15 protein-coding genes and 1 pseudogene are annotated in these 15289 nt (G+C 73.1%); 4 read left to right on the top strand and 12 right to left on the bottom strand.

Annotated elements, in window-relative coordinates:
* A pseudogene (locus tag ABD363_RS28105) lies at nucleotides 1-617 on the top strand (hypothetical protein); the annotation flags it as partial.
* Between the two features lie 239 nt (nucleotides 618-856).
* Nucleotides 857-1876, top strand: coding sequence for a phosphatase PAP2 family protein (locus ABD363_RS28100; protein ID WP_344608497.1), 1020 nt, complete (start codon nucleotides 857-859; stop codon nucleotides 1874-1876).
* Nucleotides 1877-1962: 86 nt separating this feature from the next.
* Here the strand turns inward: ABD363_RS28100 and ABD363_RS28095 are convergent, their stop codons facing one another.
* Entirely contained in the window at nucleotides 1963-2178 is a 216-nt protein-coding gene (locus tag ABD363_RS28095; RefSeq protein ID WP_344608495.1) for an I78 family peptidase inhibitor, read from the bottom strand.
* 895 nt (nucleotides 2179-3073) lie between these two features.
* Between ABD363_RS28095 and ABD363_RS28090 the strand changes: the two genes are divergently transcribed.
* Nucleotides 3074-3856 (top strand): hypothetical protein, encoded by a 783-nt coding sequence (locus ABD363_RS28090; RefSeq protein WP_344608493.1) that lies wholly within the window; start codon nucleotides 3074-3076, stop codon nucleotides 3854-3856.
* Between the two features lie 147 nt (nucleotides 3857-4003).
* A complete protein-coding gene (locus tag ABD363_RS28085; RefSeq protein WP_344608491.1) occupies nucleotides 4004-4306 on the top strand; it encodes a hypothetical protein in 303 nt (100 codons plus the stop codon).
* Nucleotides 4307-4373: 67 nt separating this feature from the next.
* Here ABD363_RS28085 and der read toward each other — a convergent pair whose 3' ends face one another.
* From der to ald, 11 genes are all read right to left on the bottom strand, one after another.
* On the bottom strand, nucleotides 4374-5852 hold the full coding sequence (gene der, locus ABD363_RS28080; protein WP_344608489.1) for a ribosome biogenesis GTPase Der: 1479 nt from the start codon (nucleotides 5850-5852) through the stop codon (nucleotides 4374-4376).
* Nucleotides 5853-5928: 76 nt separating this feature from the next.
* Nucleotides 5929-6612 (bottom strand): lysophospholipid acyltransferase family protein, encoded by a 684-nt coding sequence (locus ABD363_RS28075; RefSeq protein ID WP_425578035.1) that lies wholly within the window; start codon nucleotides 6610-6612, stop codon nucleotides 5929-5931.
* Nucleotides 6570-7232: a (d)CMP kinase gene (gene cmk / locus ABD363_RS28070; RefSeq protein ID WP_425578034.1), complete on the bottom strand. Its 663-nt coding sequence runs from the start codon at nucleotides 7230-7232 to the stop codon at nucleotides 6570-6572. The genes ABD363_RS28075 and cmk overlap by 43 nt, the downstream gene beginning before the upstream one ends.
* 120 nt (nucleotides 7233-7352) lie before the next feature.
* A complete protein-coding gene (locus ABD363_RS28065) occupies nucleotides 7353-8438 on the bottom strand; it encodes a prephenate dehydrogenase (RefSeq protein ID WP_344608485.1) in 1086 nt (361 codons plus the stop codon).
* Nucleotides 8435-8797: a chorismate mutase gene (gene aroH, locus ABD363_RS28060; RefSeq protein WP_344608483.1), complete on the bottom strand. Its 363-nt coding sequence runs from the start codon at nucleotides 8795-8797 to the stop codon at nucleotides 8435-8437. Before aroH ends, ABD363_RS28065 begins: the two co-directional genes overlap by 4 nt.
* Nucleotides 8798-8994: 197 nt before the next feature.
* A complete protein-coding gene (locus ABD363_RS28055) occupies nucleotides 8995-10065 on the bottom strand; it encodes a pseudouridine synthase (protein ID WP_344608481.1) in 1071 nt (356 codons plus the stop codon).
* Entirely contained in the window at nucleotides 10065-10730 is a 666-nt protein-coding gene (scpB, locus tag ABD363_RS28050; protein WP_344608479.1) for an SMC-Scp complex subunit ScpB, read from the bottom strand. The genes ABD363_RS28055 and scpB overlap by 1 nt, the downstream gene beginning before the upstream one ends.
* Nucleotides 10727-11932: a segregation and condensation protein A gene (locus ABD363_RS28045; RefSeq protein WP_344608477.1), complete on the bottom strand. Its 1206-nt coding sequence runs from the start codon at nucleotides 11930-11932 to the stop codon at nucleotides 10727-10729. Before ABD363_RS28045 ends, scpB begins: the two co-directional genes overlap by 4 nt.
* Nucleotides 11933-11950: 18 nt before the next feature.
* Nucleotides 11951-12526, bottom strand: coding sequence for a hypothetical protein (locus ABD363_RS28040; protein ID WP_344608475.1), 576 nt, complete (start codon nucleotides 12524-12526; stop codon nucleotides 11951-11953).
* Entirely contained in the window at nucleotides 12511-13635 is a 1125-nt protein-coding gene (locus tag ABD363_RS28035) for a ParA family protein (RefSeq protein WP_344608473.1), read from the bottom strand. The genes ABD363_RS28040 and ABD363_RS28035 overlap by 16 nt, the downstream gene beginning before the upstream one ends.
* A 411-nt stretch (nucleotides 13636-14046) precedes the next feature.
* Nucleotides 14047-15171, bottom strand: coding sequence for an alanine dehydrogenase (gene ald, locus ABD363_RS28030; RefSeq protein ID WP_344608471.1), 1125 nt, complete (start codon nucleotides 15169-15171; stop codon nucleotides 14047-14049).
* Nucleotides 15172-15289 lie beyond the last annotated feature (118 nt).

Below are 15289 nucleotides of genomic sequence, written 5' to 3'. Positions count from 1 at the left end.
CGGCCGGAGGCGCCCGCCGCGCGGAACGCGCCCCGCGCGCAGCCGGCGGCCACCGCGGCCGGCGCGTCCCGGCACCGGACAGCGCGCGGGACACCCCGCGCGCCCGTCTACGCGCCCCCGGCACGCGGATCGCGCTGGGCATGCTGCTCGCCCCCCTCGGCGTCGCCGGTTACGTCCTGTGGGTCGGTCACCGCACCGGCAAGGGCCCGCTCGGCTATCTCGACGTGCAGGCCGGCTGGCGCAACGGCTTCGACGGCGGTTACGCCTTCGCGCGCTTCGTCGCCGGGAAGTTCACGTCGTTCCCGTCGGCCCTGGCGGGCGTCGGGCTGATCGCCGGGGTCGGCCTGCTCCTGTGGCTGTACGCCGTCTGCGTACGGCAGCGCCAGCCGCTGCCGCTGCTGGTGTACGCGGGGGTCGTCACCGCCCTCGCCCTGTGCGCGTCGAGCTACTTCGGCTCCAAACCCCGCCTGCTGCTGCCCGCCTTCCCCCTGCTGCTGCCCCTGGCCGTGGCCCTGTCCCGGCTGCGGACCGCCGGGGCGGCGCTGCTGCTCGGGGCGGTCGCGCTGGCGTCGGCCGGCTACGGGGCGTTCTGGCTGAACGGCACCGGTCCGCCCTGACCGGACACGAACGGCCGATGAGCGGCCGGATAATTCCGCACCAGCATTCGGTGAACGAATCCATAAGCACAATAAAACAGACTCCCTGGAATGATCAAAGGAATTGCAGGCCACGGCGCGGGCGCTTTGCGGAATGCCTGGAAATAACCCGCCCGCTGAGAGGAATCCCACATCACATCGTCATCACAAAGCCGTTGATTCGACGGAGTCCGGCACTCACTCGCTGTAACGTCGATTGGGTGCGTACCGAACGGAAGCTCACCCGTCTGGACCGGGTGTTCGCGAGGCTGGACCGCGAGCCGGAACGGCCGGCCCACATCGACGTGCCGCGGATGAGCCGGCACCGGGTCGCGCTGTTCGTCTCGACCCTCGCCTTCTATCTCGCGATCGTGTGGGCCGTGGTGATCACCTCCTGGCTGGTCCGGCTCGACTGGCAGGTCATGTTCTTCCGGCCGTACCAGCAGTGGTCGGAGATCCACGCGTTCGTCGACTACTACGTGGTGCTGGGCCAGCGCGGCCCCACCGCCGTGATGGTCGCGGCCTGGCTGGGCTGGCGCTCCTGGCGGCAGCACACGCTGCGCCCGCTGCTCGCGCTGGGCGCCGCGCTGCTGCTGCTCAACGTCACGGTCGGCGCCGCCAAGTACGGCATGGGCCGCCTCGGCCCGCACTACGCGACCGAGATCGGCTCGAACGAGATGTGGCTCGGCGGGGACATATTCCCCAGCGGCCACACCGCCAACGCCGTCGTGACCTGGGGAATCCTGGCCTATCTGGCCTCGACGCCCAGAGCGCGGCGCTGGCTGTCCGCCCTGTCCGCGGTGACCTCGCTCGGCGTCGGGATGTCCACCGTCTACCTCGGTACGCACTGGCTGAGCGACGTGCTGCTCGGCTGGGCCGCGGGCCTGCTGATCCTGCTGGCGCTGCCGTGGTGCGAGCCGCTGATCGCCCGCGCCGAGACCTGGATCCTGGCCCTGCGCGACCGCCTGCTCAGCCGCCGCGGCCGTACGGCGCGGCCGGCCGCCCCGGTCGCCGCGCCCGTGGTGCTCGTCAAGTCCTGCCCCGCCGACCGGGACGACGCCGCGGCCCGCGAGCCGGTCTCCGCGGCCCGTTCCCGGCCGCCCGCCTACCTGGCCCCGGGCCCGCACTCCACCCGCGCGGAGCGCACGCCGGTCACCCCGGCCGGCAGCCGCCGCCCGGCCCAGCCGGAGCGCTCGCCGCGCGGCACGTCCCCGACGGCCCGTCCCCTGTCCGGCGGCTGACGCCGCCGGCGGCGCGGGGCCGGTACGCACACCCCGGCGTCCGACGGCCCCGGCTCCCCCTCGGGAGCCGGGGCCGTCGCCGTGTCTCAGCCCTTCCAGGCCCGCGCCACCCGGCCGTCCCGCACCTCGAAGTTCAGCCGGCCCACGCGGTACTCCATGGTGATGACCGCGCCCGGCGGCAGGGAGCGCACCGTCGGCCATCCGCGCTCCCGCGCGAGCCGTTCGGCGGCGCCGGATTCGAGGCCCACGTAGGCGTCCGGGCTGTCCTGCGGTTCGGCCGGGGGTGTCGGAATCGGTGCCATGCGGCCACGCTATGCGCTGACCGGCGAGCACGGAAGTCCGGCATCCGAACCCTTGTCATGTCTCTCTCCGGGGTCACACTTCTGTCACAGGATCACGACAGGGGTTTGCGCCCGGCCCGTTCACCCGGACGGCCCGTTCCGGGAACCTTCCCCAGCCATTCGGGGGAAATTCCCGCGTGTCACGGGAGCGCCTCGAATAGCCGCCGGAAAGCATCGGCGGAAGCGCTCCGGCACTCCATTGCATTCCGGCCCGGCGCGGGAACCGCGACAGCCCGGATCCCACAGGAAGCGCACGATTCCGGCACAGGATCTCCGTACGCTCCCGGCCCGGTCCGTCTTCCGCCTCCGGGGCGGAAGTCCACGGGATCCGTCCCGGGTCCGCCCGCGCCGGAACGGCGGGCGGCCGGCTCCCGCGCCGTCCGCGGGAACCCCGGACCGCCGCCGGAGCACCGGAGCCCCGCTCGCCGCCGCCCCGGCCGCGGCCGCTTCCCGCGCGCCGCGCCGGCCCCGGCCCGGCAGCGGGCAGCGCGGGCCCGCCCGGTCCGGATCAGCCGATTCCCCGCCCTTCGAGACCAGTTGATCATCACCGCAAGCAACGACCTTTTCCGGCCACTTCCTTCATTCGCCGATTTCAGGATTTGTCGACCAGTCGCCGCGTCGATCCGTGCCCCGCTCCACCCCGGCAACGTCCTTGCCGTCCCCAGGAGTTGGCGGTGCGCGCTCGCTTCCGCCGGAGTCGTCGCTCCGCGCGTCGGATGGTTCGATTCCATTCGCTGCCGGGCGTGACTCCCGCCACGGATCGCCCGTTGTCTTCTTCATGAGCCGGGGACCCACCCGGACCACGGGCCGGGAGCCACCCGGCCCCGTCACGTACCGCATCCCGAGGGAGCCACCCGTGCCGCGCATGCTCGACGTCAGCGACGAGGTACGCGCCGAGATCGGCGACGAAGAAGCCGACCGCCTGCTCGCCGGAGAGACCGCCCCGGGCAGTTACGACTGCACTTCCTGCCGCACCCCGGGCGATTCGGAGCAGGAGCGCACCAGCACCGTGCTGTTCATCGGCGAGGAGACCGCCGTCCTCGCCTTCGCCCACGCCGGCTGCCTGCCCTCGCAGGTCGTCCAGGTCACCGAGGAGCAGCTCCGGGGTGCCGTGCGGTCCATCAGCGGCGACACCACGGACCTGGAAGCCGGACAGGCCGCCTCCGAGCAGGCCGTGCTCGGGGTGACCAGCGGACTGGTCCTGATCGCCGGGGAGCTGCACCCGGCCCTGGTCGTGGAGCCGACCGCGCCCATCGCGCGGCCCGGCGCGACGGGCGGCGGCGACGACTTCCTGCCGCTGCTCGTCGAGCAGGGGTTCACGCCGGTGACCGAGCTGTCCGCCGTACCGCCGGTGCTGCACGGCTGGTCGGTGCTGCTCGCCCTGGGCAGGCTGCACGCCGTGCTGCAGCCGACGGCGGGCGGCGGGCAGCCGGTGGCCTGGTGGCAGGCGCACCAGCCGCTCCAGGTCACCGAGGGCTGGCGCGCCGCGGCCGGCAAGCATCAGCAGGTCCTGATGTTCGCCGCGCCGGTGGGATCGATCGGGCGGCAGCCCCGCGAGGACCTGCTGCGCGAGGCGCTGGACAAGGCGGCGGCCAACGGGCGGCTGGTCGCCGCCGCGCTGCCTCTCGCCGGGGCCTGACACCGCGTGCGGCCCGGGGGACCACGCCTCGTTCGGCGGCCGCGGGCCGGGCGCGGCCGGCCGTGCCCGCGCCACGCCGCGGCCCTGCACCCTTTCGGCGGCGCCGCACGGCCGCATCCCTTCGGCTGCCGGGTCGTTTGGACATACGTGCACACCTACGACGTCCCCCGCCGCCCGTCCTACCCATCGGTCCCGTCCGCCCGGGCGGCCCACGCCCCCCAGGACGGCCCCTCGGCCACGCCGATCTACGACGCCCTCTACGCCGAGTACGTCATGTCCTTCCGCTCGCTGCCGGGTGACCGCAGCGGCGAGGAGGACCTGGAGTTCACCGCTTTCGGGAACATCGCCCGCAAGGCGCAGTGGCAGCGCGTCGGATACGTCGGCCCGTACGGCACCGGGACGCACCGCGTGCCGGCCGCGCTCCCCCCGGCCCCCCGCCGAGGCGCCTGAGCGGGCGGGCGGAAGCGGCGAAGGGCGGCCCCACCGGGGCCGCCCTTCGCGTCACTTCTCCGTCACGTCACTTCTTCTTCGCGCCGCGCTTCTCGCGCACCCGCACCGAGAGGTGGATCGGCGTCCCCTCGAAGCCGAACTCCTCGCGCAGCCGGCGCTCGATGAAGCGGCGGTAGCCGGCCTCGATGAAGCCGGTGGCGAACAGGACGAACCGCGGCGGCTTGGTGCCCGCCTGGGTGCCGAACAGGATGCGCGGCTGCTTGCCGCCCCGGATCGGGTGCGGGTGGGCGGCGACCAGTTCCCCGAGGAAGGCGTTGAGCCGGCCCGTCGGGACCCGGGTCTCCCAGCCCGCGAGGGCCGTCTCGATCGCCGGGACCAGCTTCTCCATGTGCCGCCCGGTGCGCGCGGAGACGTTCACCCGCGGCGCCCACGCCACCTGGCCGAGCTCGGTCTCGATCTCCCGCTCCAGGTAGTAGCGGCGTTCCTCGTCGAGGGTGTCCCACTTGTTGAACGCCAGGACGAGCGCGCGGCCCGCCTCCACGGCCATGGTGACGATGCGCTGGTCCTGCACCGAGATGGACTCGGAGGCGTCGATGAGGACGACGGCGACCTCGGCCTTCTCGACGGCGGCGGCGGTGCGCAGCGAGGCGTAGTAGTCGGCGCCCTGCTGGAGGTGGACGCGCTTGCGGATGCCCGCCGTATCGACGAACTTCCAGGTCCTGCCGCCGAGTTCGATCAGCTCGTCGACCGGGTCGCGGGTGGTGCCGGCCAGCTCGTTGACGACGACGCGCTCCTCGCCGGCCACCTTGTTCAGCAGCGAGGACTTGCCGACGTTCGGGCGGCCGATCAGCGCGACCCGGCGCGGGCCGCCGACGGCGGTGCCGAAGGTCTGCGCCGGGGCGTCCGGCAGCACCTCCAGGACCTTGTCCAGCATGTCGCCGGTGCCGCGGCCGTGCAGCGCCGAGACCGGGTACGGCTCCCCCAGGCCCAGCGACCACAGGTACGCCGCGTCGGCCTCGCCGCTGGGGCCGTCCACCTTGTTGGCGCACAGCACGACCGGCTTGCCGGCCTTGCGCAGCAGCCGTACGACCGCCTCGTCGGTGTCGGTCGCGCCGACCTTGGCGTCGACGACGAAGACGACCGCGTCGGCGGCCTCGATGGCGTACTCGGCCTGCGCGGCCACGGAGGCGTCGATGCCGAGGACGTCCTGCTCCCAGCCGCCGGTGTCGACGACCTTGAAGCGGCGGCCCGCCCACTCGGCCTCGTAGGTGACGCGGTCGCGGGTGACGCCCGGCCGGTCCTCGACGACCGCCTCGCGGCGGCCGATGATCCGGTTCACCAGGGTCGACTTGCCGACGTTGGGCCGGCCGACGACGGCGAGCACGGGCAGCGGGCCGTGCCCGGCCGCCTCGATCGCGCCCTCGACGTCCTCCAGGTCGAAGCCCTCTTCCGCGGCGAGCTCCATGAACTCCGCGTACTCGGCGTCGCCAAGCGCTCCGTGGTCGTGCTCCCCGCCCGAGCCCTCGGAGTGGATCTGGTCGTTCATGAAGTCCGTACCTCGTTCATCGTGGTGATCGGTGGACCGCCCGGCACAAAAGGGGTGATCCACTACTCAGTGTCGCCTAGCGCCCGGTCAGGCGCCTGGCGTTTTCCAGGTGGGCGGTCAGTTGCTTCCGGATGCGTTCGGTCGCCTCGTCCAGCGCCCCGCGCGTGCGCCGCCCGCTGCCGTCGCCGGCCTCGAACGGGTCGCCGAAGACGACGTCGACGCGGTGGCGCAGCGGGGGCAGCCCTCGTATCAACCGTCCGCGCCGGTCGGAACTTCCCAGCACCGCCACCGGCACCACCGGGGCGCCGCTGCGGACGGCGAAGTAGGCGAGCCCGGCGCGCAGCGCGGCGAAGTCGCCCTCGCCGCGGGTGCCCTCCGGGAAGATGCCGAGCACGCCGCCCGCCGCGAGGACGCCGAGCGCCCGGGTGATCGCCGTGCGGTCGGCGGAGTGCCGGTCCACCCTCAGCTGGCCGATCCCGGTCAGGAAGGGGTCGAGCGGCCCGACGAAGGCCTCCTTCTTGATCAGGAAGTGCACCGGCCGGGGCGCCACGCCCATCACCATCGGACCGTCGATGTTGTGGGAGTGGTTCACGGCGAGGATCGCCGGGCCGGTCGCGGGCACCCGCCAGGCGCCGAGCACGCGCGGCTTCCACAGCCCGTACATCAGGCCGACGCCGATGCGCCGTCCGACCTCGGCGCCCCGTTCGGACGGCAAACTCACTTTCCGGCCCGCTTCTCCTCGACGAGGGTGACGACGCACTCGACGACCTGCGCCAGCGTGAGGTCGGTGGTGTCCACCTCGACCGCGTCGTCCGCCTTGGCGAGCGGCGACGTCTTGCGGCTGGAGTCCGCCGCGTCCCGCTTGATCAGGGCCTCGCGGGTGGCGTTGACGTCGGCGCCCTTCAGCTCGCCGCTGCGGCGGGCGGCGCGGGCCTCCGCGGAGGCGGTGAGGAAGATCTTCAGGTCGGCGTCGGGCAGGACGGTCGTGCCGATGTCGCGGCCCTCGACGACGATGCCGTGCTCCGCGGCGGCGGCGATCGAGCGCTGCAGCTCGGTGATCCGGGCGCGCACCTCGGGGACGGCGCTGACCGCGCTGACCCTGGCGGTGACCTCCTGGGTGCGGATCGGGCCGGAGACGTCCACGCCGTCGACGGTGATGGCGGGGTCGGCCGGGTCCGTGCCGGAGACGATCTCGGGCTTGCCGGCCGCGGCGGCGATCGCCTGCGGGTCGTCGGTGTCGATGCCGTTGGTCACCATCCACCAGGTGATCGCCCGGTACTGGGCGCCGGTGTCCAGATAGCGCAGGCCGAGCTGTGCGGCCACGGCCTTCGACGTGCTGGACTTGCCCGTGCCGGAGGGGCCGTCGATGGCGACAATCACTGGCGCGGCGCTTTCCACAGTGGGGACCTTCCTGGACCTGGGGCGGGGGACGGGGCGCGACTGCCCCGGACAAGGTTACTGGGTGTGCGTCCCCCGATCGGCCGTACCCGGGGCCGGTCCCTACTGCCGGATCGCCCAGCCCCGCTCCCGCAGCGCCGCCGTCAGCACGGGCGCCGCCTTCGGCTCCACCATCAGCTGCACCAGGCCGGCCTGCTGCCCGGTGGCGTGCTCGATGCGCACGTCCTCGATGTTGACGCCGGCCCGGCCCGCGTCCGCGAAGATCCGCGCCAGCTGCCCGGGCTGGTCGTCGATGAGGATCACGACCGTCTCGTACCGGCGTGGAGCGGAGCCGTGCTTGCCGGGGACGCGGACCTGGCCGGCGTTGCCGCGGCGCAGCACGTCCTCGATGCCGGTGGTGCCCTCCCGCCGCTTGTCCTCGTCGCAGGACTGCAGGGCCCGCAGCGCCCGGACGGTCTCCTCCAGGTCGGCGGCGACCTCCGTGAGCAGGTCGGCGACCGGCCCCGGGTTGGCGGAGAGGATGTCGATCCACATCCGGGGGTCGGAGGCGGCGATCCGGGTCACGTCGCGGATGCCCTGCCCGCACAGCCGCACGGCGGCCTCCTCGGCGTGCTCCAGACGGGCGGCGACCAGGCTGGAGACCAGGTGGGGCATGTGGGAGACGAGGGCGACGGCCCGGTCGTGGGCGTCGGCGTCCATGACGACCGGCACGGCCCGGCAGTGCGAGACCAGCTCCAGGGCGAGGTTCAGCACCTCGGTGTCCGTGTCCCGGGTGGGGGTCAGCACCCAGGGGCGACCCTCGAAGAGGTCGGCGGTGGCCGCCAGCGGGCCGGACTTCTCACGGCCCGACATGGGGTGCGTGCCGATGTACGCCGACAGGTCCAGGCCGCGTTCCTGGAGCTCGCGGCGCGGGCCGCCCTTGACGCTGGCCACGTCGGCGTAGCCGCGGGCCGCGCCGCGGCGCATGGCGTCGGCGAGCACGTCGGCCACGTGCGCGGGCGGGGCGGCGACGATCGCCAGGTCGACGGGTCCGTCCGGGGCCTCGTCGGTGCCGGCGCCGAGCGCGGCGGCCGTGCGGGCCTGCTCCGGGTCGTGGTCGGCGAGGTGGACGACGACGCCGCGCCCGGTGAGGGCGAGGGCGGCGGAGGTGCCGATCAGCCCGGTGCCGATGACGAGTGCGGTCCTCACTGGGCGATGTCCTTGCGCAGGGCCGCCGCGGCGCCGAGGTAGACGTGCGCGATCTCGGCGCGGGGCCGGTCGGACTCGATGTGCGCGAGGACGCGGACGACGCGCGGCATGGCGCCCTCGATGTCGAGTTCCTGGGCGCAGATCAGCGGGACGTCCACGATGCCCAGCTTGCGTGCGGCGGCCGCCGGGAAGTCGCTGTGCAGGTCGGGCGTGGCCGTGAACCAGATGCTGATCAGGTCGTCCGGGGTCAGCCCGTTGCGTTCCAGGATGGCGGTGAGCAGGGCTCCGACCTGCTCGTCCATGTGGCCGGCCTCGTCCCGTTCCAGCTGGACGGCGCCCCGGACCGCTCGTACCGCCACGGTGATGCTCCTCTGCCTGCGTATCGGCTCCTCGGTCCGTCCAGCCTAGTCAGCCCGGTCCGGGCCGGTGCGGGACGCCCGCCGGTTGAGACGGCGCGCGCGACACGGCGTTCCCCCGGCGCTCCCCGCGGTTGCTTCCGCTTCATCGCGGGGAGCGCCGGGGCACCAGGTGCGGTGCGGCCCCGGGGCCGACGCCGCTAGAGGTCGACTTCCTTCATCAGCATGCCGACCTCGGTGTTCGACAGCCGGCGCAGCCAGCCCGACTTCTGGTCGCCCAGGGTGATCGGGCCGAAGGCGGTGCGCACCAGCTTGTCGACGGGGAAGCCGGCCTCCGCCAGCATGCGGCGCACGATGTGCTTGCGGCCCTCGTGCAGAGTGACCTCGACGAGGTAGTTCTTGCCGGTCTGCTCGACGACCCGGAAGTGGTCCGCGCGCGCGTAGCCGTCCTCCAGCTGGATGCCGTCCTTCAGGCGCTTGCCGAGGTCGCGCGGGATGGGGCCGACGATGTGCGCGAGGTAGGTCTTGCGCACGCCGTACCTGGGGTGGGTCAGCCGGTGCGCCAGCTCGCCGTGGTTGGTGAGCAGGATGACGCCCTCGGTCTCGGTGTCCAGGCGCCCCACGTGGAAGAGCCGGGTCTCGCGGTTGGTGACGTAGTCCCCGAGGCACTGCCGGCCCTCGGGGTCCTCCATCGTCGACACGACGCCGGCGGGCTTGTTGAGCGCGAAGAACTGGTACGACTGGGTCGCGACGGTCAGTCCGTCGACCTTGATCTCGTCCTTCTCCGGGTCGACGCGCCGGCCCTGCTCGGTGACGATCTCGCCGTTGACCTCGACCCGGGCCTGCTCGATCAGCTCCTCGCAGGCCCGCCGGGAGCCGTAGCCCGCGCGCGCGAGCACCTTCTGCAGCCGCTCGCCCTCCTGCTCGGCGCCCGGGAAGGTCTTGGGCAGCCTGACGTCCTTCTTGCCGGCGTAGCGCGCCCGGTTGCGCTCCTCGATCTGCACCTCGTACTCGCGCGGGCGCGCCGGGGCCGTACGCCCCCGTCCGCCCTTCTGCGGGCCCTGCCCGGGCCCGCCCTTGGCGCCGCCCCGGGCCGCGCCGCCGCGCCCGGACCTGGGGCCGTCCTTCGTCGCCCCGGGGCCGACGTCGTAGCGGCGCTCCTCGGGGCGGGGCTTGCGGGGGCGGCCCTGCCCCTGCTTCTGGTCCCTGTTGTTGCCGGCGCCGCGGTAGTTACCCCGCCCGCCGCTCTTGCCGCTGCCGCTGCTTCGCATCAAAGTTCCGTCGTCGTCGTGTTCGTCGTGTGGTCGTCGTCCGCGTCCGGCGCGTCCGGGTCGAACGACGGCACCCCCTCCTGGGTCTCGGCCTCTATCGCCTCCGCCTCCGGGAGGAAGGGCGCGAGCTCCGGGAGCTCGTCCAGGCCGCGCAGGCCCATCCGCTCCAGGAAGTAGTTCGTCGTCCTGTACAGGATCGCACCTGTTTCGGGTTCCGTGCCCGCCTCCTCGACCAGACCGCGCTGCAGGAGGGTGCGCATCACGCCGTCGCAGTTGACTCCGCGCACGGCCGAGACGCGGCTGCGGCTCACCGGCTGGCGGTAGGCGACGACGGCGAGGGTCTCCAGCGCGGCCTGGGTGAGCCGGGCCTGCCGGCCGTCCAGGACCAGGCTCTCGACGGCCGCCGCGTACTCGGGGCGGGTGTAGAAGCGCCAGCCGCCCGCCACCGGGCGGAGCTCGAAACCGCGCCCCTGGACGGTGTACTCGTCGGCCAGCGCGCGCAGGGCGTCCGCGACCTGCCGCCGGGGCCGCTGCAGTATGCCCGCGAGGTGCTCCTCGGTCGCGGGCTCGTCCACGACCATGAGGATCGCCTCCAGGGCGGGTTTGAGATCGAGTTCGGCGACGGGCCGCAGACCCGCCGGCCGCTCGCCGGTCCCCTCGCTCACGCCGTGTCCTCCTCGCTCTCCCGGGTCTCCCGGGTCTCCTCGAGCCTTTCGGGCGGCCGGTCGAACTCGTCGGTGACCGTCGGCGCGGCGTCGCCGTCCCCGCCGGTCCAGCGCACGGTCAGTTCGCCCAGGGCGGTCCGCTGCTCCAGGGCCACGGCCTTCTCCCGGTACAGCTCCAGCAGGGCGAGGAAGCGGGCGACGACGGTGAGCGTGTCGTCGGTGTCCTCGACGAGCGTCCGGAAGTCGGTCTCGCCCAGCTCCCGCAGCCGGGCGACCACGATCCCGGCCTGCTCCCGCACGCTGACCAGCGGAGCGTGGATATGGTCGACGTACACCCGCGGCTCGGGCCGGGGCCGCATCGCCTTGCCGGCGAGCCGGGCCAGGCCCTGCGCCCCTATGGTGATCACGACCTCGGGCAGCAGCTCGGCGTGGTGCGGTTCCAGGCCGACGGTCCGCGGATGGCGGCGGGCCTCCGCGTCGAGCCGCTCGCCGAAGATCGCGGCGATCTGCTTGTAGGCGCGGTACTGCAGCAGCCGCGCGAACAGCAGGTCCCTGGCCTCCAGCAGCGCGAGGTCGGCCTCGTCCTCCACCTCGGCGGCGGGCAGCAGCCGCGCCGCCTTCAGGTCGAGCAGGGTGGCCGCCACCACCAGGAACTCGGTCGTGGCGTCGAGGTCCCAGTCCGGCCCCATCGCCTTGATGTGCGCCATGAACTCGTCGGTCACCTTGGACAGGGCGACCTCGGTGACGTCCAGCTTGTGCTTGGAGATCAGCTGGAGGAGCAGGTCGAAGGGCCCCTCGAAGTTCGAGAGCCGGACCGTGAAGACCCCGTCGCCGGGTTCCTCGCGGGGCGGCGCGGGCTGCCCGTCGGACGGTTCGCCGGGCCCGGCCGTCCCCGGCCCGGCGGGCGGTCCGCCGACCTCGGCGGTTTCCGGGCCGGCCGGCGGCGGCGCGGACGCCGGTTCGGCCCCGGCCGCCAGGAGGACGGTCTCCGGTACGGGCCCCGCGGCGGCGGTCGGCTCCCGCTCCGGTACGGCGCCGGGCGCCGGTGCCACCGGAGCCTGCGGTTCCGGGACCGGCTCGACCGGCGGGACCGGCTCGACCGGTGGTACGGGCGGGGCCGCCGGTGCCGTTCCCGGCCCCCGGCCCAGCGCGCGCCGGCGGCCGGTGGGCGGGCCGGGGGCGGGAGCGTCGTGCGAGGTCATGGCCCCCGCAGGCTACCGCTACCGCCCGCGCAGCCGTCGTACGAGGATGCTGGCGTCCCCACGGGTCTCCAGGTCGGCGAGCACCACCGCGACCGCCTCGCGGACGATCCGCCCGCGGTCGACGGCCAGCCCGTGCTCGCCGCGGAGCACCAGACGGGCGTGCTCCAGGTCCATGAGTTCCTCGGCGGACACGTACACGGTGATCTTCTCGTCGTGCCGCTCCCGGCCGCTGGGCCGCCGTGTGGCCGCCCGCCCGCGCTTGCGCGGCGCCGCGCCGGCGGGCGGCGGGCGGGCGCCTTCCTGCGCGCCCGTGCGCCGCGCGGCGGCGCGCTCCGCGCCCCGGCTGCGGGACTCCCCGGCGTCCGCCGTCTCCGCGTCCGCCGCGACGTGCTCGGCGCCCTCGCCGTCGCCGCCCTGCGCGGGCACCGACTGCGGCGCGTCCTCCAGCGCCGCCGCCGCGTCGCCCTCGCCCGCGGGAGCGGGCACCCGGGCGTCGCCGTTGGCCTGGCGCCGGGGCGTGGACGGCTGCAGCGCCATTCCCCCCGTGGTGCGGAAGAGTTCGTCGGCCCCCGGCAGACTCACTCGGCGTGACACCGGGCGAGCACCTCCCTGGCGAGCTGGCGGTAGGCGGCGGCACCGACGGAGTTGGAGGCGTACGTGGTGATCGGCTCGCCGGCGACCGTGGTCTCCGGGAAGCGGACCGTGCGCCCGATGACCGTGTGGTAGACGTGGTCGTCGAACGCCTCGACGACACGGGCGAGCACCTCGCGGCTGTGCACCGTGCGCGAGTCGTACATCGTGGCGAGGATCCCGTCGAGCTCCAGCTCCGGGTTGAGCCGCTCCTGGACCTTCTCGATGGTCTCGGTCAGCAGGGCCACACCGCGCAGCGCGAAGAACTCGCACTCCAGCGGCACGATCACCTTGTGCGCGGCCGTCAGCGCGTTGACCGTGAGCAGGCCGAGCGAGGGCTGGCAGTCGATGATGACGTAGTCGTAGTCGGGCAGCAGCGGCTTCAGGGCGCGGGCCAGCGAGGACTCGCGGGCGACCTCGGAGACCAGCTGGACCTCGGCGGCCGACAGGTCGATGTTGCTGGGCAGCAGGTCCATGTTGGGGACCGCCGTCTTCAGCAGCACCTCGTCGGCGGACAGGCCCCGTTCCATGAGCAGGTTGTAGACGGTGAGGTCCAGCTCCATGGGGTTGACGCCGAGTCCGACCGACAGCGCGCCCTGCGGGTCGAAGTCCACGAGCAGGACACGGCGTCCGTACTCCGCGAGCGCGGCGCCCAGGTTGATGGTGGACGTCGTCTTGCCGACGCCGCCCTTCTGGTTGCACATCGCGATGATCTTGGCGGGGCCGTGGTCGGTCAGCGGGCCCGGGATCGGGAAGTACGGCAGCGGGCGTCCGGTCGGGCCGATGCGCTCGCGGCGCTGGCGGGCCGCGTCGGGCGCGAGCGTGGCCGCGTACTCGGGGTCGGGCTCGTACTCCGCGTCGGGGTCGTAGAAGTGCCCGTCGGGCAGTTCGTCGTAGTCGGCGAAGTGGTTGTGGGACGCGCCACTTCCGTCGCCGGCCATGGCGTTCACGTGTTGGCCATCCATGCTCTGGTGTGTCCGAGTCGCCTGCGGACTCTGGTGGGCTGCGAAGGTGCGCACCGCGACGGAGCCGACAGCCTCGTGCCGCCCAGGGACCTGGCCCCGTGCAGGCATTCCTGGTTGACCACCCCCGGGAGTAAATGTCGACTCATTCACAAGTCGTCTTACCTCCTTGGTGACCAGGAAACTTCTAGACAGGTCAGCGTGGCACCATGCCGACGGTTGGCGACTCTATGGCGTGTCGGCGGTTCGCAGCAACACAATCCGCCGGACCCGGCCCGATGTGTCGGCAATGAAACATCGCGCTGTCAAGGGCGTACGGCCGTCGCACGGCAGGTTTCACCGGTGCGCGAATGGGATGAAGGGTTATGTTCGAGGCGAGTTGGCCGAGAATCGCAAAGTGACCATACACACACCTGACCGGACCTTGTCGGACAAGGCCCGGTCAGGTGCACGGCATTGACGACGCCCGTTGACGTATCTCCTTCACCGCTCGGCGACTTGACGGCTCACGCCGTCGGCGCCTCAGCCGAGCAGGGTGTCGAGCGCCACGTGCTCCAGCCCGTGCGCCTCGGCGACCTCGCGGTACACGACCTTGCCGTCATGGGTGTTCAGGCCCTTGGCCAGCGCCGGGTCGCGGCGCAGCGCCTGGACCCACCCGTGGTTGGCGAGTTCGACGATGTACGGCAGCGTGGCGTTGGTCAGCGCGTAGGTGGAGGTGTTGGGCACCGCGCCGGGCATGTTGGCGACGCAGTAGAAGACCGACTCGTGGACCTGGAAGGTCGGCTCGGCGTGCGTGGTCGGGCGGGAGTCCTCGAAGCAGCCGCCCTGGTCGATCGCGATGTCGACAAGGACACTTCCGGGCTTCATCCGGGAGACCAGCTCGTTGGTGACCAGCTTCGGCGCCTTGGCGCCCGGGATGAGGACGGCGCCGATGACGAGGTCGGCCTCCAGGCAGGCCTTCTCCAGCTCGAAGGCGTTGGAGACCACGGTCTGGATCTTCGTGCCGAAGATCCTGTCGGCCTCCCGGAGCTTGTTGATGTCCTTGTCGAGCAGGGTGACGTGGAAGCCCATGCCGATGGCGATCTGCGCGGCGTTCCAGCCGGAGACGCCGCCGCCGATGACGACGGCCCTGCCGGCCGGCACGCCGGGGACGCCGCCGGGCAGCACGCCCCGGCCGCCGCCCGCCCGCATCAGGTGGTAGGCGCCGACCTGCGGGGCCAGCCGGCCCGCGACCTCGGACATCGGGGCGAGCAGCGGCAGCCCGCGGCCGGGCAGCTCGACCGTCTCGTAGGCGATGGCGGTGGTGCCGGACTCCAGGAGGGCGTCCGTGCACTCCTTGGAGGCGGCCAGGTGCAGGTAGGTGAAGAGCGTCTGGTCCTTGCGGAGGCGGTGGTACTCCTCGGCGATCGGCTCCTTGACCTTCAGCAGCAGATCGGCGGTGGCCCACACCTCGTCGGCGGTGTCCAGGATCCCGGCACCGGCGGCGGCGTACTCGTCGTCCGTGATCGACGAGCCGAGCCCGGCGCCGCGCTCGATGACGACCTGGTGGCCGTTGCGCACCAGCTCGTTCACGCCGGCGGGGGTGATGGCCACCCGGAACTCGTTGTTCTTGACCTCGCGGGGGATGCCGACCTTCACGTCGATCACGGTCCTTGGCTCAGAGGATGGGGATGTTGCTAGACATACCCGGGCGCACATGGGCACACCGGGAGAGACCGCAGGAGAATATGCGGCAGAGCCAGTTTAATGAAGGTGTTCCCGCTGT

This window comes from Streptomyces glaucus (assembly GCF_039533365.1).
GTDB lineage: Bacteria > Actinomycetota > Actinomycetes > Streptomycetales > Streptomycetaceae > Streptomyces > Streptomyces glaucus.
Note: the sequence above shows the minus strand (reverse complement) of the source record. Positions and strands in the feature narration are given on the sequence as shown.

Bases quoted from the DNA above. Each gene is read 5' to 3' on its own strand.
- ABD363_RS28095 (WP_344608495.1), bottom strand. From the start codon at position 2,178: ATGGCACCGATTCCGACACCCCCGGCCGAACCGCAGGACAGCCCGGAC.
- der (WP_344608489.1), bottom strand. From the start codon at position 5,852: ATGAACGACCAGATCCACTCCGAGGGCTCGGGCGGGGAGCACGACCAC.
- ABD363_RS28055 (WP_344608481.1), bottom strand. From the start codon at position 10,065: ATGCGAAGCAGCGGCAGCGGCAAGAGCGGCGGGCGGGGTAACTACCGC.
- ABD363_RS28045 (WP_344608477.1), bottom strand. From the start codon at position 11,932: ATGACCTCGCACGACGCTCCCGCCCCCGGCCCGCCCACCGGCCGCCGG.
- ABD363_RS28035 (WP_344608473.1), bottom strand. From the start codon at position 13,635: ATGCCTGCACGGGGCCAGGTCCCTGGGCGGCACGAGGCTGTCGGCTCC.